Origin of the sequence: Francisella frigiditurris, assembly GCF_001880225.1 — a bacterium.
In the GTDB taxonomy this organism is placed as follows: Bacteria; Pseudomonadota; Gammaproteobacteria; order Francisellales; family Francisellaceae; genus Francisella; species Francisella frigiditurris.
In genome coordinates this window covers 813,885-840,875 of record NZ_CP009654.1, presented here as the reverse complement: position 1 = coordinate 840,875, position 26,991 = coordinate 813,885, and the positions used below count along the sequence as shown (strand labels likewise).

Below are 26,991 nucleotides of genomic sequence, written 5' to 3'. Positions count from 1 at the left end.
ATTCTATTACTTTTTCTCTAAAATATACTAAATAAGGTATGAGAAAAAATGGGGAAAATTAAAATGCCAAAAATATCTGAATATATCCGTTTTACGTCAACTGAAAATATAAAAGACGCTATTCTTAAAGGCATAAGCTCTTTTATAAGCTTGTATGAAATACAAAATAATAAAAATAGAGTTAGTTCTACTCTCGGAAATTCTGCTATAAACATTAAGACAGCTTTTAAAAAGATAGGTGGATCAACTAGAGAGCATGTTGAAATAAATGAAATATCAGATTCTGAAGTAGAAAAAGCAAACAGGATAAGAGCGAGCCTTAAAAGGTGTGTAGATGTCTCAAACTTAGAAGATGGAGTGGCTCCTGTGGGACCAAGTCTCGATAGTTTCCTCGCTGAGTTAGGTGAGAAAATTTTAGAAGTTGAAGGAAGAAAATATAACATAAAAGACTTTACTAAAAGTAAACTAAGCAGTGGATATATCACTTCTCCATATGCTTTTATAACCCTTTCTGTGTTTCATAATGCATGCATCGTCTTAGACTATAGTAATAATATAGAAATTAATAATATAAAAAGTAATAACCCTTCTCGTGAAATAATGCTTTATAAAATTGATGACCTACTTCAGTTTTATCTAACTCCAAATACTAAACATAAATCAGTTATGAATGATTTATATTTTTTAATTGGTAGTGCTTTAAGAGAAATACAAATAAACAAAGAAGGTATTCTTCTACCTCAAGATAATGAAATCGATAGCTTAGCACTAGAAAACCTTACTCCAGCAGATAAAGTCGCTGCTGTTATGTGCTCACATAATTTGTTTGCTAATGATAAAACTATAGCCAAACTATTTAGTAGTCAAGAGAGAAAAAAATATAACAAAATATACAACCTAATAGAAATACAAAAAGAAAAAGATTTTGAAGATCAGAAAATAAAAATCTCACCTGAAACTGCTAAAACAGTAGAAAGAACATATAAGACAACTAAAGTTTTTCTTGATAATGTAAAAGCTATTGCTGATGCAATTGAAGCCTATAATATTAAATATGATGAAAATACTAAGAATCCTCATGCTGGATGGGCCACAGCAACTATGGCTAGAGATCAATATTATCAATTTGATACAGGTATTGGTAGAACAATCTTAAATAATGACTTAACCAATGCAATGGGAGGTACCGCCGCAACTGGAACATTGGCTGCACTACAAGTTGCATTCCCACCATCTTTAGTAACTGCACTTTCTGCAAATATTGTTAATAAACTAATAGCAATCTCATTTCAAACAAATGGATATGGTGTCATACATCGCCATGGTGTTACAGGACAAATAAGGTCTTTTTTACTTAAGACCTATTTAACTTATGTTACTGTTTTTATTAAAAATCACTATAGTTATATTTTCAAAATTAAACTAGAGAAACATAGAGCGCTATACTCTTCAAAAGTTCTAGCTGATGAAGATGTAAAAAAACTTACTACAGAATTTGAAAAAGCTAATAACAGCTTTATTCATGCAGAATCTGATCTTTTAAAAGCTTATATGGGAAATAAAGCTGAATATAACGAGGAAGAGTATAAAAAACTAAAAAGATTTTTAGAAGAAAATCCTGATGCCATGAGGCACAAAGAAGAATTTCAAAAATATGCAAATAGTTTAAATAAAAAGAATGAACTAAGAAATGAACTATCTACAAAAGAAAAAGCTTCCCAAAGTGCTACAGCGACATTTAATAGCTCGGATGCAATAATTTCTAGTTTAAGTAACTTTATTATTAAAGTGGAAACTAATGTATTATCAAAATATGAGAAAGCTTTAAAGGTTCTTCCAAACAAGAAAGAAAAAGGAAGTCTATATTTTTATTTAAAAATGTTTGCTTGTGCTAGTGGACAATATGATAAAGGTAATGGTGCCATTTTAAAATACCAAAAAAATGTAAATGCCATGAATGATTGGAGCAAAAGTAAATTAAAAACCATAGTAAAACATTAATTGTAAGAATACCAATTATTAACTGTCATAAACATCTTTTTTAACAATAAGTCTTATTCTAATTTCTTATTGCCTCCCTACTCCAAGATGGTTGTTTTTTGAACTTTTAGTCAATAAAAGCAAAGTATTAAGATCAACCTTTTATTACCTAAAATATTAAAAAACAGGTATTCAAATATACGCCATATAAACATTCTTTCCTGATATCTAGCTTTTAGTATACTTCCAGTTGAGAGAAATAAGAAAAAAGGAGAAGAAATGCCAAATGAAAAATTAGCAAACTTAGTCTTTACATCTATAAGTGATATAAAAGATGCTATTGATGATGGGGTAGATTCTTTCTTAGAGCTATATAATATACAACATAATAAAAATATTGTAAGTGAAGCCCTAAGCAATAGAGTTATAGATGGCCATGTAAGAACAAACCATTTATCAAATAGGAAATTTAAATTGATCTGTAAGATAAAATCTTATACTAAAGTGCTTGATGAAAGTTTCGAAGATTATGATAAAAATAATAATGTTATGGAGGAACAGAATAAAGCTAGTTTTAGGAAATTTCTTAAAAAAAAACTAGGTCCCGCTATCTATTCTCTTAGTAGAAAAGAAAGTAAAGATGGATATATAACATCACCTCTTGCATTTATTGCTTTATCAATCTTTCACAATGCTTGTATCATAAAAAATTATGAAGACATAGATAAAGTTTACAATACCTTCTCATCAGGAACTAAAATTTCATTGAGAGATGGTTCTATTGGCTATGATATGAGTAAACTGCTTACATTTTATTTAACCCCAGATACTAGACAAATAGAAGTGCTTCAACCATTATATGAAAATGTTGGAAAAGCTCTGGCAGAGCTTTCTATTCAAGACAATGCTTCTCAACAAAATAATGTTCCTCGAAATGTTTTAAAAGAAGATGATAAGTTTCATAATTTTGAAATAGACATAGATAAGATAACTTCACAAGATAAAATGAATGCTTTTCTATATCAAAAACATAAAAAAGAACTAGATCACCAATATATATCCTTATTTAAAGATAGTGAAATTAAAAAATTTGAATCAACTCTTAATACTCTAAAGCTAGCTAAAGATTATGAGAATAAATCTAGCAAAATAGTAATAGACAGAATAAATACTAGCGATATTGGAATTTCCTATAACAATGTAACAATATTTTTAGAGAATTTAAAAAAAATAACTCAAGCTCTTGAAGCTTATATCCACAAATATGAAAAAAATACTGGCAATCTTCATGCTGGTAGAGCAATTAATAAATTTTCTAGGGAGCAAGTCTTCGGATTGGGTCTTGGCGCTCTAAAGATGGAATATGTAAATCCTCTTTTTGAAAATGTGATGGGTGGATCAAAGCCTAAAGACTTGACTTATCAGCAGTTGCAAGCAGCCTTTCCCCCAGCACTATTAGGAGGTATGGTCGCAAATATTGTTACTAAGTTAATTGAATTATCACTAGAATCCAAAGGTTATGGCGTAGTGAATCGACATGGAGTTACTGGACAAATAAGAGCATGCCTTTTAAAAAATTATTTAAAGCTCATATCTGTTTTTATACAAAATCACTACAACTATATTTTTAAACTAATTAGAGACGAAGGAGATGGTAACCAAAGAGTTAAAAAGCCTTACAAAAATATACAAGAAGATAGTAAAAAAAATATTTCAGCTAATAGAAAACTAAATGGTCTTAAAAATGAGGCTCAAACAAAAAACCTACCTGTATCACATGATCTTACTAACAATAAACAAGCTTTAATGAGTTTGGACAACCAAATAGCTTATCAAGAAATGCCAAATGCTAATACACTCTCATCAAGTGAGCTTGACACAAAACGTGAACAATACACCCTACTTAAAAATATAATTGCAGAGCAAGAAAAGATAGATGAATCATATTCAAACAGTATAAGACACACTAAAATAATAGCCTTTACTAATTTTATTAATAAAGTTGCGCAGACTGACTTTATGTCTGCTTATCGTTGTGGCTTTCACGCAATTCCTAAGGGAAGTAACTTTGGGCGTGACAAGAGTGGAAGTCTTAAAAATTATTTACAAATGTATGCTGACCCTAGGACAGGCTCTGATACTAGACTAAAAACCAATCATGATGAAATACTTAAATTAGGAGATAAAAAGTTAAAAAAAATGTGATATTATATTAAGTTTCTTTCTTATTTATAGCTAAAAATAATTAACCTGCCCTAAAATCACATTTTCTCTAGCTCCAGTTGCTGATGGAATATTATTATAAATTTTATGAAGCGTTTCATTACCTAGTACAGCAAAAGCTATAGCTTCTTTGGCATCACTACTTTCACCAATATCTTCAAATATTTTGACCTTTGCTGATGATTTATTTCTCATATGATTTATAAGAAACTTATTATAAGCCCCTCCTCCAGTAAATATTATCTCATCAAGTTTATATTTACCTTCAACAAAGTTTTTATATGCTTCTAGAATTGTTTCTGCTGTAAAGATAGTTAAAGTATGTACGATATCATATCTATCACTATTCTTATATTTCTCTAAAATAGAGTCTGTATATTCTACCCCAAAAAGCTCTCTACCTGTCGACTTTGGTGGTAATCTTTTAAAATATGAATTTACTAAAAGCTCTTCTAACATTGTTGAGATAATCTTACCTTTTGCTGCTATATTTCCATCTTCATCAAATGGTTTTCCGAATAAAACTTCTACAGCTCTATTTATCATCATATTACCAGGACCAGTATCAAACGCTATAATATCATTGACACCGCTACCTTTGGGAATAACTGTAGTATTAGCAATTCCACCTATATTATGTAAAGCTCTAGTCTTATTTTCATCTCTATATAGTAAGTAATCTACATAAGGCACTAATGGTGCGCCATCACCACCAGCAGCAATATCTCCACATCTAAAATTAGAAACTACTGTAGTTTTACATTCATAAGCGATGGTTGCCGCATCTCCTAACTGTAAAGAAGACTTAACAAAATTACCTTCATTTTTATTTTGATGATAAATAGTCTGTCCATGATTTGCTATAAAGCTAAGCTCATTTAATTTAACATTAGCCTCTTTACACATTTGCTTTACAGCACTAGCATATTCTTTACCAAGCTTAAAATTTAAACTACACAATAACTTTGAATTACTTTTTGAAATATCTAAAGCTTCTTTTATATCTTCTAATACACTTTCAGAATATTTATATGTCTTAAAACTTACTAATTTTACATTCGTATCTGTAGAAGATCCTTTTATTTTACATAGCGCAACATCTATACCATCTAAAGAAGTTCCAGACATTAATCCTATACAATATTTATAATCATTCATAAATAAAAGATATTTAGCAAAGTTAAGATAAGTATATCTCAAGAAAGGTAGAAGAACGAAGAAGTAGACACTTATTTTATACTAATATATACATCCGTAACTTTAGGATCTTCGATATTTTGATAAACTTCATAACTCGGACTTCCTTTATTATATTTATAAATGGCTGCTTTACCATAGCATCTAGCCATTCCATATTTCCAAGCATTTCCTAAAAATTTCCAATCCCCAATATGTCTAATTTTCAAAGCTTTTATAACAGGGCTTTCACCCTTATAAATATCTTCTACTACTTGTATACTCTCACAACCATTAAAACTAACTGCAGTTGTAAAGTTAAACTCCATAGTTTTCATACTCATCGAATGATAGATACTAAAAAATTTTGCATTCTCTAAATTCTTCTCTCCAACAAATTCTTTAAGTTTTTCAAAATTCCTAGTCATTTCACCGGGTAAATATTTAAGTAAACAATTTTCTGTTTTTATACCAATAAAACTTTGTCCACCAAATTCAGCCGTTCCTGAATTCTCTATTTGAGAGTTCACTTTACCAATCTCAATTAAGGCCTTTAACATTTTCAGTCCCCTATCAAGATCACTTATAATCATATTCATGAAGATTTTCTTAAAAAATATTAAGAAAATTGGCATTTCTGTTTTCATATGCCAAAAAACTCTTATTGCATTAGGTTCTGGATGAAACGTAATCCATGATTTTGCTCTAGATTTAAATGGTTTAAAAAACCTAAGATCATAATAAAAAGCATGATCAACTTTTTCAGTCAGCTCAATTTCTCCTTCACCTACATATTTACTAGACCAAGTCATCACACTACCTAGCTCTTTACCATCTTTACTAATATGATTCTCAGTATTTTCATCAAGTATCTTCCAAGGTGAAAATTCTTTCCATTTATTAAAGTCTCCTATAATCTTCTTAACATCTTCTAATTCAGCATTTATATCTATAGATGTATTCACATTAACTGTAAACTTTAAAAAACTCATATTGCGCTCCTATAGTGTTAAAAAAAATTAATAAAAATCAGTCCTGAAATTCCATTTTTTATTTAAAAAATAACCTCTTAATAAAAGGATTACACAAATAACACAAAACAATGTATAAAAATGTAAAAAAGTCGCATCTGATGGTATTATTTTTGCTTCATCCAAATTTATTGTAACTAATAATAAACTTCCTATTGCCAAAAATAAAAACGATACCCTATAAAGTAAGGCTGCTAAGACCAGTCCATACATACATACAATATCATTAGCTACAAATAAGCTAGATAATGTAGCATTAGCTTCAAAATTAGCTTTAGTAAAATCAAAGTCGACTAAGCCAAGAATACTATAAGCAATGAAAATAACTAACAATATAAAAACAGCATCTCTAAAATAAGCATATTTCCTATTTTCTGAACTATTAATAGTATCAACTGTCTTTTCGAACATTACATATCCAAAAATAGCTATACATAGATACAGTATATTTATAGTTATTGCATAAGTATTATACCCTTCTGGCACAACTGAAGATCCTATATTTATAACCTCTCTTATGAGAGGTGCCATATAAGCTATTACTAAGCATATCCATGCTATTTTCTTTCTATTTGTTAAAAGTAGAATAAAAAATAGTGTAAATAAATTCTCAATTATAAAAGGTAAATATATAAAAGATGTTCGTATCACTTTAATGCTCCAGAAACTTCTTCTCACTACTAATCATTAGTCATTTTTATATCTAAATGCTTAATATATGCACGTGTCATAATAAAAATAATAGCTATTGTGAAACACATACTTATAGCAGTAACTCCCATATACACGCCATTAAAGATCTTATGATTCACTAATGCACTATAATAAAAATCTGAGAAACATCCAAATGCAAATAATAAAAAGCCTTCTAGTCTCTTAAGCATGAAAAGTACTAAACTTGCCATATCTATTAAAACAAATATCACACCTAGCTTCATATTGCTCCACATAAAGCTTAAAGCCATTGGGTGCATCAAATAGTTATATAATAAAAATATAAAGGAAGAGGCAATAAATACACCTACTAGAAAAAGCCAACTGCTTTGTTTAGGTTTGTAATCAACTTTAACATAAAGAATAAAAGCTATTATATTTAAAACAAGGTAGAAACCTATATCGCTTACCACCCCAAAAATATTTACCATGCCGATTTGATTATATTGAAAAGCTGAAGCTACAATAATATATCTAATATTCCCTATTAAATAAAAAAACCAAGCGGATGCTCGAAAATTACTTATTTTTAAAGCAAATAGGACTAAAAAAAGTCCTGAAATTAAATTTGATATTAGAAATAGTTTATATGTAAGCATATGAATAAATTATTAAAAATCATTAAAGAAATATTAATTTATCTAAAAAATAAAGTATACCTTTATAGTATCTTTTCTTAAAAAATTTTATAAGGTTTCTATTTATTAGACTTTTTATTTATTAGACTTTTTAGCTCTTCATTATAATAAGTTCAAAATTTATAACTGAGTTCTTAAGGTGAGTACTTATAACAAAAGCACTTAAACTTATCTAAAATATTCTTAACAATCTGAGATTCCGCTAAATATAAAGCAAAGATTATTAATACCATCGCTACTAACTGTAATTTAGTTAAAAATTCTCCTAAGAATATCATTGAAAATATTAATGCAAAGACTGGCTCAGATAATTCCATCAGCTGAGCTTTATTTGATGATATATATTCTAATGCCTTAGTTGTAAAATAAAACCCTAAGATAGTAGGAAAGATTGCTAATATTAAGATATCTGCCAAACCACTACTACTTGGTATCATAGGATCTGAATAAAGTAAGAATGGTATCATCAGAAATAAAGAACCAAACAATAATAGTAGGCACAAGAATGGAACAGTTGCTTTCATTTTAAAGAATCTAGATAAAACTAAATATCCTCCATAACCAACTCCACTCATAAAAGCTATCATACAGCCTTGAATACTAACCTCTCCACCAATATCAGTTAGAAGAAATATTCCTATAAGAGCTAGAATAAGACCCCCTATGCTGGTAATGCCTAACTTATCTTTTAACAAAATTGCACTAAGAATTGCTGAAGTTATTACCGAACCTACCATCAATAAAAGAACCACTTCCGAAACCTTCATATATTGATAAGCGCAAGTCTCAAAGAAATATAATACAAACAAACCTAAAAAAGCGCATATTGCTATAGGTACTGGATTTCTAAGTAACTCTCTAAACTCTCTTCTCATTTTAGCATTTGACATACATATGAAATACAAAATGAAAAAAGCAACTACACATTTATAAAATGAAGCCTGATAATAATCAAAATCCATTTGAAACAAATTTTTTACAAAAACACCTACAGAACCATTAACTATTGAAGCTGAAATTGCAAAAAAGCTACCTATTATCGCCTTTCTGCCTCGCAAAATTCCTCCTATATTTACTCTAGAATTAGTGAACCATCCACTAATCTATAAATTTTATCCATTTTCTTAGCAAGATCTTCATCATGAGTAACTACTACAAAACTAGTCTTATACTCCTCACTTAATTCTTGCATTAATCTAAAAATATTTTCTGATCTTGTTGAGTCTAAATTACCAGTAGGCTCATCTGCCAATATACAATTTGGCTTTGTAACCAAAGCTCTAGCAATTGCCACTCTCTGCCTTTCACCACCAGAAAGTTCAGACGGCTTATGATTTTCTCTCTTCTCAAGACCCACTTTTTCTAAAATTTCTTTTGCTAATTTTAGCGCATCAGATTTTTTGTATCTTTTAGTTATTGCTAGTGGAATCATTACATTTTCTAAAGCCGTAAATTCAGGCAATAAATGATGTAACTGATAAATGAATCCTAAATGCTCATTTCTCATCTTTGCCCTTTTATTTGGAGATAGATTATCAAACCTTTTATCCATCAAAAAGACTTCTCCAGAAGTTGCCTTATCTAATCCACCAAGTACATTCAGTAAAGTAGTTTTACCAGACCCAGACAAACCTAAAATAGCAACCTTTTCACCTTCATTAATATCTAAATTAATATCTTTTAATATTGAGATATTATTTTTAAATTCAGAATAATCCTTACTAACGTTTTTACAACTAATAACCACTTTACTCATATCTTAAAGCCTCCACAGGTTGTACTCTAGAAGCACTCCACGCAGGATAAAGTGTCGCAAAGAAACTTAAAATAACAGATGCAATCATCACTTTTAAAACATCCGACCACATTAGAGTCGAAGGGATATAATCAATCATATAAACACTTGCACTAATTAATTGTTGTCCAAGCACTTTTTGAATAAAGTTAACGATCTCGGTCGCATAAGTAGCTAACCCAATGCCTAGAACAACGCCTATCAAAGTTCCAATAAGACCTATAATAAATCCTTGGTAAATAAATACAGCTAATATCTGTTTAGATGACATTCCCATAGTTCTTAAAATAGCTATATCACTTCTTTTATCTGTAACTACCATTACCAATGAAGACAATAAATTAAATACCGCCACCATAATGATTAAAAGTAAAATGAAAAACATCATAGTTTTTTCCATTTTTAAAGCATCAAAGAAAGATCTATTTTCATCTGTCCAATCTTTTGCCATATAATACGGTGAAAGTAAGCTAGTATTTAAAGCATATTTTAATGAAGGAGCATCATAAACATTCTTCATAGTTAACTGTAAACTAGTTACTTTATCTCCCATTTGGAAAAGTTTCTGAGCATTTTGAAGATTTATAAATGCATAATATGCATCGTACTGATAGCTAACTGAGAAAATACCTGTAACAGTAAACTGTTTTATCCGTGGCATCATCCCAGCTGGAGTTAGATTAACCTGTGGAACAATTAGAGTGACTTTATCACCCACTATTACACCCAAACTATCAGCTAAAGCTTTACCAAGGACAACGTTATAGCCTTCATTTTTATCTAATGAATCTAAACTGCCATGGATAATATTATCAGCTATTGGTAAAACTTTAGCTTCCTCCTTTGGTGATATCCCTTGGATCTGTACAAATGCTGTTGTACTCCCTCTTTCATTAGATGTTAAAAGACCTTGAGAACTAATAAGAGGCGCGGCTGCTGTAACCTGATCAGTTTTCTTTTCTATATCCTTAGCTAAGTTTTCCCAATTATTTAATTTTCCACCTACTTCATAAACTTTTACAGGAGGAACCATCATTAAAATTTTACTTTTAATTTGATCATCAAAACCATTCATAACTGACATAACAGTAATGAGAACAGCTACTCCCAGTGATATTCCTAAAAAGGAGATTGCAGAAATAATAGAGATAAATCTATTTCTCTTTTTTGCACGAATATATCGCAAACCTATAAATAAAGGTAAATTTCTAAACATTAGTTGAATATAAATCATAAAGATGACTAGTATGATAACATATGAAAAAATTAAAAACAGTTTAAAGACTTTTTAAACTTTGTTGAAAAGTGCTGACAATTACTTACTTTCACCTAGCGAATGCTAGACTATCATCAGCGTTAACCCGTTTCACTTCTGAGTTCGGAATGGGATCAGGTGGTTCCAGGTTGCTATTATTGTCAGCAGCTGTAATGATACTCTTATAAGAGAGGATGTCAACTGTTGTTTCTTTAAAAAGAAATTTTTATACCTTGTTCTATATTTTGACGAATATTGTTAACAAATTCATAGATAGAAAATTTTTGACCCAATGTATCAAAAGTTGCTTCAACATCATCACAATCAACTTTTATTTCTAAAAGCTTACTGCCACAGTTCTGATTTTTATTTATATTCACTTTCAATGTCTGTAAAGATTTCTGTAACTGATTGGTATCAACCTCAGAGCTTCTAATCTCCAACTTAACTTTAGAAAAGCTTTGATCAACATATTGTTTTATAGGCAAAACCTTATCAACGTTTAACTTATTTCTATCACGTTGAATATCACGACTAATTTTGCCCTCTACTACTACAATGTCATCAACATTTATATTATCTTTAACTGATGCAAAGATATCCTCACTAATCAGACAGTCCGCTCTATCAAACTCATCATCTATATTAAGAATATAAAGAATTCTACCCTGCTTAGTTTTTCTTCTAATAGCAGGAGTTATCATACTCGCAATGATCCTGACAGAGTTACCATCCATGCTTGGATGTTGGATTTTCTCAAGATTGCTAAAGCTCACATACTTACGCCAATGATTTTCCTCATCAATAATATGACCCGAAAAATACATCCCTAAAGCTTTTTTCTCATTGATTAAGAGTTCTTTCAGATCCCACTCTTGTTGTAGACACTCTTTTTCTAAATCTTTATCAGTATTATGCTCTTGCTCTGTGAACCCAAACAAATCATCCTGCCCAGCTTCTGTCATATCATTCACATAACTAGCATTTTTAATAGCCGTTTGGATTGAGTTAAAAGCTGTAGCCCTATTTGTAGATATTGATTTAACTGCTCCTGCGAAACATAATGCTTCTAGTGACTTTTTATTGACTTTTCTTATATCTACTCTACGACACAAATCAAAAATAGAACGGAATTTTCCATCTTTTTCACGCTCATTAAGAATACTTTTTATTGCTTCTGTACCAAGACCTTTTATCACACCAAGACCCAAGAGAATCCGACCCTGACCAACAGCTTTACAATCATAAGAGCTTCTATTTATATCTGGCGACTCTACAGCTATACCCATATCTTTACAGTCAAGAATAAACTTAACTATCTGATCAGTATTGCCCATATCCCCAGACATGAGTGATGCCATGTACTCATCAGGATAACGAGCTTTTAGCCATGCAGTTTGATAAGCAATCAGAGCATATGCCGCAGCATGAGATTTGTTAAAACCATACCCAGCAAACGCTTCCATCTGGTCAAATATTTCATCAGCAAGACCTGCTTCGATATTATGATACTTTTCAGCACCCTCTTTAAAGATCTTTCTTTGTTGCTCCATCTCTTCAGGTTTCTTTTTACCCATTGCTCGACGAAGCAAATCTGCTGCACCCAATGTGTAGCCAGCTAATATCTGAGCCATTTGCATTACCTGCTCTTGATAAACTGGTATACCGTAAGTTTCTTGTAAAACTTCTTCTAAAAGAGGATGTAAATATATTGTCTGCTTTCTACCATGCTTTCTATCTACGAAAGTAGGAATATTCTCCATAGGACCTGGTCGATACAAAGCAACTAAGGCGATAATTTCCTCAAAATTACTTGTTCTTAGATCTTTGACAATCTCTCTCATGCCTTGTGATTCAAGCTGAAATATTCCTGTAGTATTTCCTTTCTGTAAAAGCTCAAATGTCTTTTTATCATCTAGCGGAATATCTGAAATATCTAAAGGCTTCTCATCTTTAGACTTTTTAGCATTAATACTTTTTACAGTATTATTAATAACCGTTAAGTTTTTTAAGCCTAAAAAGTCAAACTTAACAAGACCAACATCTTCAACGTCGCCTTTGTCAAACTGAGTAACTATATCGCCATCTTTATCTTCACAATAAATTGGTGCAAAATCAGAAATAACTGTAGGTGATATCACGATACCTGCAGCATGTTTACCTAGGCTTCGTGGCAATCCTTCAAGTTTCTGAGCCTTTTCTACTACTTCAGCAACATCCTCATCTATTTGCATTTCCTCATACAAAGGCTCTCCTTCATGAAGAATCTTTTTAAATGTAGTACCAGGAGTTTCTGGAATGAGTTTAGCTATCCTATCTCCAAAACCAAAACTCTGTCCCAGAACACGCACTACATCTCGGACAACACCTTTTGCAGCCATTGTTCCATAAGTAATGATTTGTCCTACGCTTTCTTTACCGTATTTCTGCTCAACGTATTTAATAACCCGATCTCTTCCCTCTATACAGAAATCAATATCAAAATCTGGCATTGATACCCTTTCAGGATTCAGAAATCTCTCAAAAAGCAGCCCATAAGGTAGCGGATCTAAATCTGTAATAAGAAGTGAATATGCAACAAGTGAACCAGCACCAGAACCACGTCCTGGACCTACTGGAATATCATTTTCTTTTGCCCAACGTATAAAATCTTCAACTATCAAGAAATAGCCAGGAAAGCCCATATCACAAATTATATCGATCTCCATTTGCAATCTAACTTTATATTTCTCAATGGTTTTCTCTTTATTTTCTCCAGACAAGCCTTCCGTGATTTTCTCAAGTCTTTTCCCTAAACCTTTATAACTTATGTCTGAAAAATACTCTCTTTCAGTCATACCATCTGGTATACCAACAGTTGGTAGACAAGGTTTTCCTAATTCAAAAGTTACATTACATCTCCTAGCAATAGCCAAAGTATTTTCAACCACCACAGGTACAGCACTAAAATTTTTATGCATTTCTTCAGATGATTTTAGATACTGCTCTCTAGTAAACTTTGAAACTCTTCTTTCATCTAAGATAGTTGTTTTCTCGTTAATACAAGCTCTTATTTCATGGATATCATAATCTTCTTGCTCCATAAAAACCGTGCAGTTAGTTGCTACAACTATTAACTGATGTTTACTTGCAAGCTCTAAAATCCCTGAGTTATACAAAGACTCATTTTCAAAACCTAATTTATGAATTTCTAAAACAAAATTATCTTTGCCAAAAATATCTAAATAACTTTGTAAAACCTCTTCGATCTTAGATTCTTGTTGTTGCAAAATAGCTTTACCAAGCTCTCCACTTATCCCACCAGATAAACATATAATCTCCGATAAATTATGCTCACTTAACCACTCTTTAGGAATAACTGGAATACCAGATACCCCTCTTTCAGCTTTTTGATAAGCAGCTGAGATTAGCTTTACAATATTTTGATAACCGATATTTGTTTCTGCTAAAAGGACTAAGTCACTAACACCAAACTCGGTATCAACTTTTAGCTCGACACCAAATATAGGTTTAACCCCTGTTTTTAAAGCTTCTTTATAAAACTTAACAGCAGAAAAAAGATTACAAACATCTGTCAATGCTAATGCAACAATGTCTTTCTCTTTAGCAGCATTAAAAAGATCAGAAATTCTAACAGTACTATCGACTACAGAATAGCCTGTATGAACTCTAAGATGAGAAATCATAAATTAGAAATTTTTTAATTATAAAAATATTCTTAAATCTTACTATAATTTAGCTACAAAATCATATATCTAAAAATGATTAAAACAAGAAAAAACTCTTTTAAAGAATTACCGTCTTATTATTATGAACAAAGACTCTATCTTTTAATAATAGTTCTAAGGCATTTGCTAATACTATCTTTTCAACGTTTCTTCCAGCGTCTCTCATTTCTTTCCAGGAATAAGTATGATTTATACGTACAACATCTTGATAAATAATTGGCCCCTCATCCAAATCATTTGTAACCAAGTGACCTGTAGCACCTATTATTTTAACACCTCTCTCATAAGCCTGCTTATAAGGATTTGCACCAACAAAGGCAGGCAAAAATGAATGATGAATATTTAATATTTTATTAGTAAATTTTTCTATAAATGCTGGGCTTAACACTCTCATATATTTAGCTAAAACTATAATGTCAAAATCATATCTACTAATAGTCTCTAAAATAAGCTTTTCATGCTCACCTCTGTCAAGACCTTGATGGGAAATAAATTCAAATGGGATATTAAACTTAGTTACCAAATCACCCAAGCTATCATAATTAGATATAACAGCAGTAATATTTGCATTAAGTAACCCTTCAGCATTTCTTATTAACAAATCTCCTAAGCAATGTAATTCTATAGTAGCTAATATAATTATATTTTTTTTAGTACTTGGATTTATTTGTACAATTGATTCTTGTGGCAAAACCTCTTTAACGTCTGCTTTTAATTTTTGCTCATCAAATTCACCACTAAATGCTGTATACATAAAGAACTTTCGATGTTCTTTATCAACATATTCAGAGTTCATTTCAATATTTAGATTATGATCAAAAAGGATCTTAGAGACTTTGAAAACAAGACCCTTATGATCTGTAGTTTCTATTAAAATTCTGTAATATTGCATAATTAATCCTTATAACGTCATTAAAAAGTAATAAGGTATTATCTAAAATTTAGAATATTTTCTGCTTTAAAACAATTTTTTGAGGGATTTATTTTAGAAAAATATTTCATAAAGCTATTATTGTTTACCACTCCAAACAATATCAAGCTCTTTTGCAGCTTTAACATCATCTAGGCGACGAACTGGTAAATTATAAGGAGCATTTTTTAAATACTCTGGATCTTTTGCAGCAATATCTCTTATCTCAATCATTGCTTGTATAAATTTCTCCATACTATCTATATTTTCTGTCTCCGTTGGTTCAATCAGCAAACATTCTGGCACTAATAATGGGAAATACATAGTTGGTGCATGCACACCTCTATCTATTAAGCACTTAGCAAAATCAGTCGCTGTAACTCCATATTTTTGTAACTCTGGTTTTAGAGTAATTATAAACTCGTGAGAAGCTCTTCTTTCTGGATAAGCTAGAGTAAAGCCTTCTTCTCTAAGTCTAGCCATCATATAGTTTGCATTTAGAGTAGCCATTTCAGATGCTCTAGATAAGCCATCTCCACCTAGTAAAGCTGCATAAACATATGCTCTTATCAAAACCCCAACATTTCCACCAAATGCCGAAAGTTTTCCTATTGTTTCTGGGACATCTTTATCTTCTAGCCATACATATTTATTTTCTTTTTTTCCAACTACAGGAATTGGTAAAAACTTCTTAAGCTTGTCATTCACAGCAACTGGTCCAGCTCCTGGTCCACCGCCACCATGAGGTGTCGCAAAAGTTTTATGCAAATTCATGTGAAGGACATCAAACCCCATATCACCAGGTCTTACTTTACCCATAATCGCATTAAGATTCGCACCATCATAGTATAAAAGTCCACCAGCTTTATGAACCATATTAGCTATAGTTTTTATTTCTCTCTCAAAAACTCCAACTGTTGATGGATTAGTTAGCATAATACCTGCTGTCTTAGGACCAAGAACTTTCTCTAAAGCTTCTATATCAATGTCACCACATTTTTTTGTAGGTATTTCAATCACCTTAAGCCCACAAACTTTAGCAGTTGCTGGGTTTGTACCATGAGCAGCATCTGGAACTATAATCTCATCACGCTCATAGTCACCTCTAGAATGATGATACGCTTTAATCATAGCAACTCCAGCGAACTCTCCTTGAGCTCCAGCCATAGGTGCTAATGATACGCCAGTCATACCAGTTAAATTTTTGATAACCTCTTGCAAATCGTATAGACAAGCTAATACACCTTGAGAATTCTCAACACTTCCATATGGATGTTTATTTAAAAACTCTGATAAAGAAGCAAACTTATGCGCAGCTCTAGGGTTATACTTCATAGTACAAGAACCTAGAGGATAGAAATTTGTATCTATACAAAAATTTTTACGAGACAACTGTGTATAGTGTCTAACCACATCTAGCTCTGCTTGTTCTGGCAATAATGGAGCCTTGCTTCTCAACATATCCTTAGGAATATCTGAAACATCACCTCTTTTATTTGGCATTAACGGTTTGGAGTTTATTCCTATAATCCTTTCAAAAATAACCATTCTCAATCTCCTAAACCTTAGCTAAAACTTCTTTCGCTGCTTGTACATACGTATCATGATCACTTTCATCATGTATTTCCGTAGAGCAAATCATTATGGAATTTTTTAATTCTGGATCATATTCACTTAAATAGTAGCCAGCCTCTATATTTTTGTCTGCCATTTGCTTAACAAACTCTCGCGCGTCTATAGGCAAATCTAAAACCACTTCATTAAAAAAAGGATTATTAAATCTAATATTAATACCTTTTATCTCAGCTAACTTATGTGCAAGATTCTTAGTATTTTCATGAGATTTACTAGCTACTCTATATAAACCCTCAGGACCAAGCAAGCTCATATATATAGTCGCTGCTGTTACCATTAAACCTTGATTCGTACATATATTAGATGTAGCTTTTGCTCTTCTGATATGTTGCTCTCTTGCTTGTAATGTTAAGCAAAATCCCTCTTTACCATTCATATCTGTAGTTCGTCCAACGATTCTGCCAGGCATTTGTCTAACATGACTCATCTTACAAGCCATAAAACCAAAATATGGACCTCCTGAAGATAGAGGAATACCTAAAGGTTGACCCTCACCACATACGATATCTGCTCCATTATCACCCCATTCACCAGGTGATTTTAATATAGCTAAAGACATAGGATTTGTTACAGCTATCACTAAAGCATCTCTACTATGAGCCCAATTTGTTAGAGCATCAACATTTAGAATTTGTCCCAAGAAATTTGGACTTTGGATAACTATAGCAGCATAATTATCATTATATTTATCTAGGGTTTCTAAATCTGTCTTACCTTTTTCAGAATCTAGTTTTACAATATCTATTTCAACTTCCTGATGTTTTGTAACAGATTTTAAAACATCAACATAAGCTGGATGTAGAGCATCTACTACTAAAATTTTTAAAGATTTAGCTTTTTTATTAGACCTTATAGCCATCAAAACAGACTCAGCTAAAGCAGTCGCTCCATCATACATTGAAGCATTTGATGCCTCCATACCTGTCAAAGAAGCTATCATTGTCTGATATTCATATATCAATTGAAGATTTCCTTGAGATGCTTCGGCCTGATATGGTGTGTACGCTGTATAATACTCACCTCTACTAACAACATCCCATATAGCTGAAGGGATATAATGGTGATATGCTCCTGCTCCAATAAAGTTTATCATCTCTTTATTTTTAGAGGTTCTATCTTTCATTATTCTAGCAAGCTTAATCTCGCTAATTCCATCTGGAATATTTTTCAAAGAATCAATTCTTAATGCGTCTGGAATTTCATCAAAAAGAGCCTCAACTGAATTAACTCCAATGATATTAAGCATTTTATTTATTTGTTCATCTGTATGTGGAATAAATGACATAAGCTCTCCTAATTAAGGCTTAAATTATTTGGAATTTTAAAGATAAAATTTATTTATTATTCTTCAATACATGCTGAATATTCTTCAGCACTAAGTAAACCTTCAACTTCTGCTTGATCTGATATTTTTAGCTTAAATAACCAGCCACTTTCAAAAGGAGATTTATTAATTTGCTCTGGGCTATCAACCAAATCTTCATTAACTTCTAACACTTCTCCACCTACCGGAGCATAAACATCAGAAGCCGCTTTTACTGATTCAACAACACAAGCATCATCACCCATCTCTAAAGTATCGCCTACCTCAGGTAGTTCAACATACACCAAGTCACCTAAAAGAGATTGTGCATATTCTGTAATTCCAACAGTTGCTACATCACCCTCTACTTTTACCCACTCGTGTGTTTTTACGTACTTTAAATTATTAGGGATATTTTCCATAGTTTTAGTCTCCTAAATATACTTACTAAGTTAAATTAATGATTTTCCATTCTTTACGAATTTTGGTTTGACAATCTCTACAGGCAAGTGTTTGTCTCTTATAACAACCTGGGGATTACTAGCATCTTTCGGAACATACGCTAAAGCAATAGAGTACTTAAGTGTAGGGGAAAAGCTTCCACTTGTTATAAACCCAACTTCACCATTATCAAATACTATTTGCTGACCAGCTCTTAAAATACCTTTAGATTTAAGCACAATACCAACCCATTTAGTATCTACACCTTCTGCTTTTCTTTTAAGAACAGCTGATTTACCAATAAAATCTCTATTTTCATCTTTTAAATCAACACTCCAACCCAAACCTCTATCTAGTGGAGAGGTCGAAGTGTCCATATCTGAGCCATAAAGATGCATACCAGCCTCTAGCCTAAGGGTATCTCTAGCTCCTAATCCACAAGAGTTAGCTCCATTTGCAACTAAATCATTCCAAAATGATACAGCTTCATCTCGTGGCACAGCTATCTCAAAGCCATCTTCACCAGTATACCCGGTTCTTGCAAACATCCATTCATCATGGAATAAAAAGTTAAATGGATTTAGAGACAAAACTCTCTCTGATACAGCTTTATCTAAAGTTTTTGATAAAACTTCAGAAGCTTTTGGACCCTGTACTGCAATAATTGCTAAATTTTCTTTAGGTGTGATTTCAACATCATAGCCACTTGAATTTTGCTTAATCCACTCAAAATCACTAGCTCTATTACCTGCATTTATAACCAATCTAAAAAAATTATCATTAATTTTATAAACTATAAGATCATCAACAATACCGCCATCTGCATTTAGCATACAGCCATATTGAGCTTCATTAGCTTGTACTTTATTTATATCATTTGCTAATAGGTATCTTAAAAAATCAGAGGTATCATTTCCCATAATATCTAAAGCGAGCATATGTGATACATCAAATATCCCACAAGCTTCTCTTACTGAGTTATGTTCTGCTATTTGTGATCCGTAGCTAATTGGCATTTCCCAACCTGAGAAATCGACCATTTTAGCACCACTTGAAACATGAGTATCATGAAGAACAGTTTTAAGCATAGTTTAGAAAAAAGTAAAGTGCTTATATGAAAGAATTTATATAATAGAGACTTAATTTGCAATCGCTTTTTTAGCGCAACTGCGAATTAAAAGGATTAACCATATAAACTGATTTTTTCCATTTTTTGATCAATGTTTGTCTCAGAATCTCTTAAAGAAACAAAGAGTCTTAAGTAAATAACAGATAGTATAACTACAAAAAGATGATCATATGGGAAAGGAACAATACTAGCCTTAGCCGCGTATGAGATTAATGATAATAATCCTAAATAGCTAATAAATATAAAGGCATCTATTTTTGCTCTCCCATATTCTTTAACCATTGAGAACTGATAAATTATCAATAAAATCAAAGATAGTACAAATAAACCTACTAAATTAGTTAGTCCTGACCAGTAAACAAATAATGTACATCCAATAAATCCTAAATACCCAAATAGTGAATATGCTTTCAATCTAAATTTTCTTTCATCATTAGGTTTATTTATTCTAAAAATCATTAATGTCACAGGGCCAGCCATACACGTAATCATCAAAAGACTAGATAAAAAGTTTACAAGCTCTGCCCAAGTAGGAGTTGGAACTAAGAATAATAAGGCTACAAAGAAATTAATCCATAAAGCAACTATTGGAACATCATTCTTATTTAACTTCTGTAGCTTTTTCCAAGAAAATACCAAACCTACAGTTTGCAATATTCTTGCTGTTACAGCTGTGAAAACATTAGCTGTACCAAGTGGAGAAATAACAGCATCTATAAAAAGAATCATAAATAAATAGTTTAAACCTAGCATACTTAATATACCAAGTAACGGAGCTGTTGCGTCAAATACAGCTCTATAATCTCCAGACATACAAAACATATATATCATTGTTAATAATAAATACATTGTTAAGCCCACTAAAACAGGTACTATTACGGACAATGGTAATGCAATATGTGGCTTTTTAGCCTCTGCTGCCAAAATTAAACCATTCTGAAATCCCGAAAAAGCAAATGCCATACCTGTAGAAGTAATAACAAACAAGATATTACTCATATTAAAAGGTGTACTGTTATAATTTGCAGTTAAATTATCAACCTTTCCATAAAGAGCTATTACAAATATTGCTATAGATAGTGGTAGTATGATTTTTATAATACTAACACCAACATTAGCATTAGCTACTCTTTTTACATGAGATGCATTAAACATCGTTAGAAATACCATTATCAAAAATGATAATACTAGTCCATGTAAAGAAAGTGTCACTTCACCAGCATTATTATTTACTAAGCTAGGAAACCAGAATGCTATATATTGAGTTGCTCCCTGTGCTTCAATCGGTAAGTAAACCACATAACTTAACCAACCTAACATCAACATTACAAATCCTAAACTCTTAGAATGAGTAATATCAAAGAATCTCATAAATCCGCCTCTGATAGGCAAAAATGTAACAATCTCAGCAAAAGTAAAAGCCACAAAAAGAATTAGTACTGCTGCAATAACCCAAGAAAGAATCGCCCAAACACCAGCTCCTTGAAATGCATAATAGGGAGAAAATAGCCAACCAGTTCCAACCATTCCTCCTGTAGACATTAATACTAAGTGAAATGGTGATAGAGATTTTTTCGTTGTTTGCTCCTTCATAATATCCTCTTAAAATTATCAAAACTATTTATATATAACCACATATCAAATAGAAATACTAATCTTATAGTATTATATTAATTCAATATTTTTCATAAGTTCTTTATAGTTTTATTGATACTATACAAAAAGTTTAATACAAGTTAATATGCTTATAAGCCCATTCAAGTTTAATGAAATTTCATGCTTCTAATTGCAATATGCTTTATATTAACAGGGATACTTGTAGGGTTATTATCTGGACTCTTTGGACTTGGTGGAGGACTAACAGTAGTTCCTGTTATGATGATTTTTTTAGCTATCTATGAGCCAACATATTCAGCTAATTTTATGCACATAGCTATAGCAACCTCTCTTTTTGTAATGATTTTCACATCTATAATTAGTACATATTCACACCATAAAGCTAAAAACATAGTCTGGAAAATTGTTTTACCATTAAAGGTTGGTGTTATAATTGGAACAATATTCGGCGCAATTGCTGCAACTTTCTTATCTAGTAAAATCTTAAAAATATTTTTTATATTTTTTCTTATATTCACTATACTCAAATGGGCATATAAACTTTTCACTCACAAAAACACTAGTAATATAATAGAATTTGAAGAGCCTAAGAAAATATTAGCTGGAATATATGGATTTATAACAGGCAGTATTGCTGTTCTTCTTGGTATTGGCTCTAGCGTTATGATTGTACCTTTTCTTAAACATCGTAATTTTACAATATCACAAGCTGCAGCAATCGCATCAGCCATAACACCATTCATAGCTCTTTTTGGAGCAATCACTTATATTATTACAGGATATAACAATGTAAATATTCCTTCATATTGTTTTGGTTTCGTATATATGCCAGCCGCTATAGGATTAATATTAGGAGCTTTTATTGGAGCGCCTCTAGGAACATTACTATCAACAAAAATGCCGCACAAGATACAAAATGTAATTTATCTTGGATTCTTAGTTTTAATCTTATTGATAATGATCTCTTAAAAGAAAAGTATTTCAAACAATTCAAAAACTTAAATATATGATATAATCAGCATTCTATTTTGCTCTTGCTAAAGTTCCTAATATGCTACACAAGCTAAAACTTTCAAGTATATTTTTACTTCTAAGCTTACCTTTAGCAACATATAGTTTTGATACAATTACAGGTAATTATTTAAATATAAATAATTTAGATGATGTAACTAAAAACACATTTAAACCTACTCCATATATAAATATAAATGGTGGATGGGGGCAACAAACTAATATGCCTAATGGTGGTGGAACTTTCCTTGCTAATATTGGTTACAGATTTGTTGAATCTTTTGCATTAGAGTTTGGCTACCAAACCTTTATTATTGATGCATATAACACAACTCAAGTTAATAATTACTTCTCAGGAGCAGGAAAATTTTATTATAAAATCAATAATTATGTAACAGCTGCTGTGGCTACAAGTGTTGGTATAAGTTACACAAATGTTAACAACATTAGCAACCAACAAAACGCCCCTGCAAGCTACTTAAGCACAAATAATCAAATAGGTGGTTTTGTAGCTTTTCCAGTGGGATTAATGTTCCCAATAAAATATGTCGATAATTTAAGTTTAAAAGTAGATTATATATATGCTTTATCTTTTAGTGGCGCATCACAAAACTTTGTTACTTCTGGACTACAATATGCATTTTAACTATTAGCTATTTTCTAAAACTTTGTTCTTTAGATAGCTCAACATCTAAGAAATCACTAAGCTTATATTTATCATTCTTAAATACAAAATTATTATAAGTAATCATATATACCAATATTTTACGAATATAGTAGCGTGTTTCTTTATAAGGGACATTCTCTATCCACTGAGGTGCAGGTAGCTTCTTATCAGTTAACCATTTAGCTACATTACCAGGGCCTGCATTATACGCAGCTAGACCTAAAATCACATTCTTATCAAACAATGTATCTAAGAAATATAAATTAGCAGCTCCTAAATTAATATTATTATATGGGTTAAATATTAATTCATCCATTCCTGCATTTTTATCACCTTTCAATTTGACTCTATATTTTTTAGTGATAAATTCAGCTGTTGGAATAGTCAACTGCATTAAGCCTTTAGCACCTGCCCAAGATCCTGCATCAACGTCAAATAAAGACTCTTTTCTCATTACAGAATATATTAGAGCCTTATCAACCCCATATTTTTTAGATGCTGCATTAACATCTGATTCAAAAGCTGCTGGAAAAAGCAAAGGAATATTAGAGTAATCACCCAATACTGCCATATTGAATATTGCCGCATAATACATTTTATTAGACTCCGCCACTTGAGCTAAGTCTTCGATTTTTGATCTTTCTCCTGCCTTAAGCTTATTTCTAATAGACGACTTCCATACATTAGAAGAATCTTTATATTGATCTATTTGGAAAAGATCTATCGATTGTTGAATTGCGTCTTCTTTTGCCAACTCTTTCAAGTCTTGTTTAGAAAGCTTCTTAGGTTGAACATGACCAAAATTATAAGGTTTACCTAACTCATCTGAGGCTAAGAATGAATAATAATCTAACTTCTCTTTTGTAAGATCTTCAAAAATTGGTTTAGCTTTAGACTCCTGCCCAGTTTTTTTATAACTATATGCCAACCAATATTTCCAAGCCTCATCAGATTTTAAGTTATCTGGAAGCTCTGCGTATGTTTTAATGAACCCTGAATAATTATCATTATATAATTCGATTCTTAAGATCCATTCCCAAGCAACATCATTCAAATATTTAGGATCAACTCTTTTTAGCCACTGTTTAGCTGCTGGTGATTGAGAGTGAGCAAAGCTAACAGCTATCATTGAAATGCTTTCATGCTTAACTTTTGTATTAAGTAATTGCTTATTATTCAAACTATCCCAAAGCTTTGCATATTCCTCATCATCTTTTTTAACCAAGCCCTTAGATATATCTAAGAAAACATCATTAAAACGTCTATATTTATGATACTTAGCTATGAAATTATCTAAGGTTGAAGGTTTTTTAGAAGCCTCTTGCCATGCTGAAATATAGTTAACATAATCGTCATTATTTTTTACATATTGTTTTAATAGCCATAGGGCATCACTAAATTTACCAGCAAACGCCAAAGTATAAGCTTTTGTAACTACATAATCCTTATTCTTATCAGCTGAATCATCCCAATATTTTTGTATAACATTACATGCTTTAGGTAAATAAATTCTATCCTGCCATAATTTACCAAAATCATTTAGTGCCGTTTCTTTGTTCCCTAATTCATACTCAGATTGATACTTCCAACACTTACCAGAAACGCCTAGATTTCCATCATAATATTTATTAAATAAATCCCATTGATTGCTCTCTGCATAATATTCAGCTAGTTTTTCTGATAATGGAGATATCCAATATTGATCTTTATATTTAGTATAAAAGTCTTGTATCGTATCTTGACTAAATAGTTTAGGATCACTAGCAATTTCTTTATATTTTAAATATGGATAAAGATCAGTATTTTTAAGTCTAGCTTTTATTGGATAATACGCATCATAATTCTTTTCATCTAGCAGTTTCAAAGCTTTTTTATATAATTCTGCTTGATTATCCGTAAGCGCATTAGCAAAACTTAAACTCGAAACAACAAATGCTCCAACTAATAGTACTCTTTTAAAAAACATAATCTTAAAAATAAAGTATTTTGATAAAATCTTAACATATAGGCGAACTTCTTTACTATTTTTTTATAGATAAAAAGACCCCTCTACTTTAGAATAAGAACAAAAGAAACTTTAAGAGTTTACTTATAATTCATGAAAAAACATGTAATCATAATCTTTAGCATTTGCTACATCAGCATACTTTTATCTTATTCTATATTTAAGAAAAATCGAAACGATCAGTTTGAAATTAATCAAAATCTACCAAAAATAACTAAAGAGATACAAATTAATGAAGTTGCCACACTGAGCAAATACCAATATAATCACGCTTCTTCAATCGCAACACTAGACAATAAACTTTTTGTAACTTGGTATAGTGGTTCTAAAGAGACTGCACCCGATACAGATATAGTCTTAGCCACAGCGAAGAAAGTAAATAGCAAATGGCAGTTTTCTAAGCCTAAAATAATAATGGATAGAGAGTCCTATCAGTCTATTTCAAAAAAATATATTCATCATTTAGGGAATCCTAGCATACTATCTCAAGGAAATAGATTATGGCTTTTTTTCACAACGTCTACTGGAGGTTGGGTAACTTCTTCTTTAAATGTAATTTATTCAGATAATGATGGAAAAACATGGAGCAAGCCTAAAATCGTTCTAACCTCGCCGGTTTTTAACTATAGTACTCTTACTCGTGGAGCTAGTATAAACTTAAATAATGGCAACTTCGGATTACCTGTTTATAAAGAGTTTAATAATCTTACTGGTAGATGGCTAATTTTTGATAAAAATGGGCAGCTTATAGACATTTCTGAAATGACTACTAATGGAGTAACTCTACAGCCCACAGTCGTTCCCATATCAAATACTCATGCTCTTGCTTTTTATAGAGAAATGAGGAGCAACAAAAAGAAAATTTATTTTAATGAAAGTTTTGATGGTGGAGCAAACTGGTCAGAAGGAAGCTTCACAGAACTTAACAATCCAGATGCTGGTATTGCGGCTATAAAAATAAATAATGGAATATTATTGGCATATAATGACTCTACTGAGAATAGGCAAAACCTTAGTCTTGCATATAAAAGTAATGATTCTGAAAAGTGGGAAAATATATATACATTCGAAAATAAAGAAAAATATGATCTTTCATATCCGTTTCTAATCACTAATAACAATAATATATTCATGACATTCTCTACAGGAGCTCCTGGAAAACTCAAAATCAAGGTGGTTGAAATCAAAGGAGAAAACATAAATGCTTAATTATTACGGCCTTTTAGCTACAAACTTATTCATAATTTATTTGATCACACGAACTTTAGGCTTCTTACCTAAAAAAGTTTTAACTATTTCAATTTTTATTTTATTTTTACTATTTAATACTATAAATGTTGAAAGTAATGTTGATATTGCTGAAATTGTTTTCGGTTTCATTGGATACCTTAGTATATCTTCCAGTTTATTATTGTTTATACTAATTTTTAACAAACTTCATAATACTAACAAAACGACTTTTACCTACACAAGTATCGCTTTCTTAATCATATTAATTATGTTTTATGTATCCTTCTTTATAAACTCATATACTTTATATGATATTGGTTTCACCCCACATATTATTCTATTTTTTATATTTGCATATGGTTTAATTTTATTAAAAGTATCTAAAAACTTTATATTGTTTAATTGTATTATTTTAATGGCTTGTGTAATCAGCTTTACAGAACTACTTCAATTAAACATTTGGAACTATTTAGTTGATCCATGTCTTCTTATAATTTGTATTA

The 26,991-nt window shown here is 31.2% G+C and carries 21 protein-coding genes and 1 rRNA gene; 5 read left to right on the top strand and 17 right to left on the bottom strand.

The features are described from left to right. Positions 1–48 precede the first annotated feature (48 nt). Together KX01_RS04165 and KX01_RS04160 are read left to right on the top strand one after the other, a co-directional pair. Positions 49–2,001 carry a hypothetical protein gene (locus KX01_RS04165; protein ID WP_071663788.1) on the top strand — a complete coding sequence of 651 codons (1,953 nt, stop codon included), beginning with the start codon at positions 49–51 and terminating at the stop codon, positions 1,999–2,001. 258 nt (positions 2,002–2,259) lie between these two features. Further along, positions 2,260–4,185, top strand: coding sequence for a hypothetical protein (locus tag KX01_RS04160; RefSeq protein WP_071663787.1), 1,926 nt, complete (start codon positions 2,260–2,262; stop codon positions 4,183–4,185). Between the two features lie 30 nt (positions 4,186–4,215). Here KX01_RS04160 and anmK read toward each other — a convergent pair whose 3' ends face one another. The 15 genes from anmK to KX01_RS04085 form a co-directional block, all read right to left on the bottom strand. Then, positions 4,216–5,361 (bottom strand): anhydro-N-acetylmuramic acid kinase AnmK, encoded by a 1,146-nt coding sequence (anmK, locus tag KX01_RS04155; RefSeq protein WP_071664747.1) that lies wholly within the window; start codon positions 5,359–5,361, stop codon positions 4,216–4,218. A gap of 71 nt (positions 5,362–5,432) precedes the next feature. Then, positions 5,433–6,371 carry an SRPBCC family protein gene (locus tag KX01_RS04150; protein ID WP_071663786.1) on the bottom strand — a complete coding sequence of 313 codons (939 nt, stop codon included), beginning with the start codon at positions 6,369–6,371 and terminating at the stop codon, positions 5,433–5,435. A 27-nt stretch (positions 6,372–6,398) separates the two neighbouring features. Continuing rightward, entirely contained in the window at positions 6,399–7,061 is a 663-nt protein-coding gene (locus KX01_RS04145) for a hypothetical protein (protein ID WP_156860372.1), read from the bottom strand. A gap of 29 nt (positions 7,062–7,090) precedes the next feature. Then, positions 7,091–7,555: a hypothetical protein gene (locus KX01_RS04140; protein WP_156860371.1), complete on the bottom strand. Its 465-nt coding sequence runs from the start codon at positions 7,553–7,555 to the stop codon at positions 7,091–7,093. 341 nt (positions 7,556–7,896) lie between these two features. Continuing rightward, positions 7,897–8,820, bottom strand: coding sequence for a DMT family transporter (locus tag KX01_RS04135; RefSeq protein WP_071663783.1), 924 nt, complete (start codon positions 8,818–8,820; stop codon positions 7,897–7,899). A gap of 14 nt (positions 8,821–8,834) precedes the next feature. Then, positions 8,835–9,518 carry a lipoprotein-releasing ABC transporter ATP-binding protein LolD gene (lolD, locus tag KX01_RS04130; RefSeq protein WP_071663782.1) on the bottom strand — a complete coding sequence of 228 codons (684 nt, stop codon included), beginning with the start codon at positions 9,516–9,518 and terminating at the stop codon, positions 8,835–8,837. Next, a complete protein-coding gene (locus KX01_RS04125) occupies positions 9,511–10,773 on the bottom strand; it encodes a lipoprotein-releasing ABC transporter permease subunit (protein ID WP_071664746.1) in 1,263 nt (420 codons plus the stop codon). The genes lolD and KX01_RS04125 overlap by 8 nt, the downstream gene beginning before the upstream one ends. A gap of 90 nt (positions 10,774–10,863) precedes the next feature. Continuing rightward, positions 10,864–10,978, bottom strand: a 5S ribosomal RNA gene (rrf, locus tag KX01_RS04120). A 46-nt stretch (positions 10,979–11,024) separates the two neighbouring features. Next, the gene (dnaE, locus tag KX01_RS04115; RefSeq protein ID WP_071663781.1) at positions 11,025–14,498 is read right to left on the bottom strand and encodes a DNA polymerase III subunit alpha; all 3,474 of its coding nucleotides are present in this window, start codon (positions 14,496–14,498) and stop codon (positions 11,025–11,027) included. 100 nt (positions 14,499–14,598) lie between these two features. Then, on the bottom strand, positions 14,599–15,432 hold the full coding sequence (purU, locus tag KX01_RS04110; RefSeq protein WP_071663780.1) for a formyltetrahydrofolate deformylase: 834 nt from the start codon (positions 15,430–15,432) through the stop codon (positions 14,599–14,601). Between the two features lie 117 nt (positions 15,433–15,549). Then, entirely contained in the window at positions 15,550–16,998 is a 1,449-nt protein-coding gene (gene gcvPB, locus KX01_RS04105) for an aminomethyl-transferring glycine dehydrogenase subunit GcvPB (RefSeq protein ID WP_071663779.1), read from the bottom strand. Positions 16,999–17,008: 10 nt separating this feature from the next. Next, the gene (gcvPA, locus tag KX01_RS04100; RefSeq protein ID WP_071663778.1) at positions 17,009–18,370 is read right to left on the bottom strand and encodes an aminomethyl-transferring glycine dehydrogenase subunit GcvPA; all 1,362 of its coding nucleotides are present in this window, start codon (positions 18,368–18,370) and stop codon (positions 17,009–17,011) included. 56 nt (positions 18,371–18,426) lie between these two features. After that, positions 18,427–18,810 (bottom strand): glycine cleavage system protein GcvH, encoded by a 384-nt coding sequence (gene gcvH / locus KX01_RS04095; protein WP_071663777.1) that lies wholly within the window; start codon positions 18,808–18,810, stop codon positions 18,427–18,429. A 30-nt stretch (positions 18,811–18,840) separates the two neighbouring features. Then, positions 18,841–19,917, bottom strand: coding sequence for a glycine cleavage system aminomethyltransferase GcvT (gene gcvT, locus KX01_RS04090; protein WP_071663776.1), 1,077 nt, complete (start codon positions 19,915–19,917; stop codon positions 18,841–18,843). A 95-nt stretch (positions 19,918–20,012) separates the two neighbouring features. After that, complete coding sequence (locus tag KX01_RS04085) at positions 20,013–21,551, bottom strand: APC family permease (protein WP_071663775.1); 1,539 nt, start codon at positions 21,549–21,551, stop codon at positions 20,013–20,015. Positions 21,552–21,734: 183 nt separating this feature from the next. Here KX01_RS04085 and KX01_RS04080 point away from each other — a divergent pair, with 183 nt between their 5' ends. After that, positions 21,735–22,544, top strand: a complete 810-nt coding sequence (locus tag KX01_RS04080; RefSeq protein WP_071663774.1) for a sulfite exporter TauE/SafE family protein — start codon at positions 21,735–21,737, stop codon at positions 22,542–22,544. A gap of 82 nt (positions 22,545–22,626) precedes the next feature. Beyond that, positions 22,627–23,232 carry a hypothetical protein gene (locus KX01_RS04075; protein WP_232223353.1) on the top strand — a complete coding sequence of 202 codons (606 nt, stop codon included), beginning with the start codon at positions 22,627–22,629 and terminating at the stop codon, positions 23,230–23,232. 7 nt (positions 23,233–23,239) lie between these two features. On the opposite strand, the gene KX01_RS04070 is transcribed toward KX01_RS04075, so the two are convergent. Continuing rightward, positions 23,240–25,219 (bottom strand): lytic transglycosylase domain-containing protein, encoded by a 1,980-nt coding sequence (locus KX01_RS04070; RefSeq protein WP_071663773.1) that lies wholly within the window; start codon positions 25,217–25,219, stop codon positions 23,240–23,242. A 132-nt stretch (positions 25,220–25,351) separates the two neighbouring features. Here KX01_RS04070 and KX01_RS04065 point away from each other — a divergent pair, with 132 nt between their 5' ends. Beyond that, complete coding sequence (locus KX01_RS04065) at positions 25,352–26,467, top strand: exo-alpha-sialidase (protein ID WP_071663772.1); 1,116 nt, start codon at positions 25,352–25,354, stop codon at positions 26,465–26,467. 36 nt (positions 26,468–26,503) lie between these two features. On the opposite strand, the gene KX01_RS09575 is transcribed toward KX01_RS04065, so the two are convergent. Then, the gene (locus tag KX01_RS09575; RefSeq protein WP_269556827.1) at positions 26,504–26,638 is read right to left on the bottom strand and encodes a hypothetical protein; all 135 of its coding nucleotides are present in this window, start codon (positions 26,636–26,638) and stop codon (positions 26,504–26,506) included. Positions 26,639–26,991 lie beyond the last annotated feature (353 nt).

Bases quoted from the DNA above. Each gene is read 5' to 3' on its own strand.
- gcvH (WP_071663777.1), bottom strand. From the start codon at position 18,810: ATGGAAAATATCCCTAATAATTTAAAGTACGTAAAAACACACGAGTGG.
- KX01_RS04080 (WP_071663774.1), top strand. From the start codon at position 21,735: ATGCTTCTAATTGCAATATGCTTTATATTAACAGGGATACTTGTAGGG.
- KX01_RS04085 (WP_071663775.1), bottom strand. From the start codon at position 21,551: ATGAAGGAGCAAACAACGAAAAAATCTCTATCACCATTTCACTTAGTA.
- KX01_RS04125 (WP_071664746.1), bottom strand. From the start codon at position 10,773: ATGTTTAGAAATTTACCTTTATTTATAGGTTTGCGATATATTCGTGCA.
- gcvPA (WP_071663778.1), bottom strand. From the start codon at position 18,370: ATGTCATTTATTCCACATACAGATGAACAAATAAATAAAATGCTTAAT.
- anmK (WP_071664747.1), bottom strand. From the start codon at position 5,361: ATGAATGATTATAAATATTGTATAGGATTAATGTCTGGAACTTCTTTA.
- KX01_RS04070 (WP_071663773.1), bottom strand. From the start codon at position 25,219: ATGTTTTTTAAAAGAGTACTATTAGTTGGAGCATTTGTTGTTTCGAGT.
- KX01_RS04150 (WP_071663786.1), bottom strand. From the start codon at position 6,371: ATGAGTTTTTTAAAGTTTACAGTTAATGTGAATACATCTATAGATATA.
- KX01_RS04165 (WP_071663788.1), top strand. From the start codon at position 49: ATGGGGAAAATTAAAATGCCAAAAATATCTGAATATATCCGTTTTACG.
- KX01_RS04075 (WP_232223353.1), top strand. From the start codon at position 22,627: ATGCTACACAAGCTAAAACTTTCAAGTATATTTTTACTTCTAAGCTTA.
- KX01_RS04140 (WP_156860371.1), bottom strand. From the start codon at position 7,555: ATGGTAAATATTTTTGGGGTGGTAAGCGATATAGGTTTCTACCTTGTT.
- purU (WP_071663780.1), bottom strand. From the start codon at position 15,432: ATGCAATATTACAGAATTTTAATAGAAACTACAGATCATAAGGGTCTT.
- KX01_RS04065 (WP_071663772.1), top strand. From the start codon at position 25,352: ATGAAAAAACATGTAATCATAATCTTTAGCATTTGCTACATCAGCATA.
- KX01_RS09575 (WP_269556827.1), bottom strand. From the start codon at position 26,638: ATGAAACCGAAAACAATTTCAGCAATATCAACATTACTTTCAACATTT.
- gcvPB (WP_071663779.1), bottom strand. From the start codon at position 16,998: ATGGTTATTTTTGAAAGGATTATAGGAATAAACTCCAAACCGTTAATG.
- lolD (WP_071663782.1), bottom strand. From the start codon at position 9,518: ATGAGTAAAGTGGTTATTAGTTGTAAAAACGTTAGTAAGGATTATTCT.
- gcvT (WP_071663776.1), bottom strand. From the start codon at position 19,917: ATGCTTAAAACTGTTCTTCATGATACTCATGTTTCAAGTGGTGCTAAA.
- dnaE (WP_071663781.1), bottom strand. From the start codon at position 14,498: ATGATTTCTCATCTTAGAGTTCATACAGGCTATTCTGTAGTCGATAGT.
- KX01_RS04160 (WP_071663787.1), top strand. From the start codon at position 2,260: ATGCCAAATGAAAAATTAGCAAACTTAGTCTTTACATCTATAAGTGAT.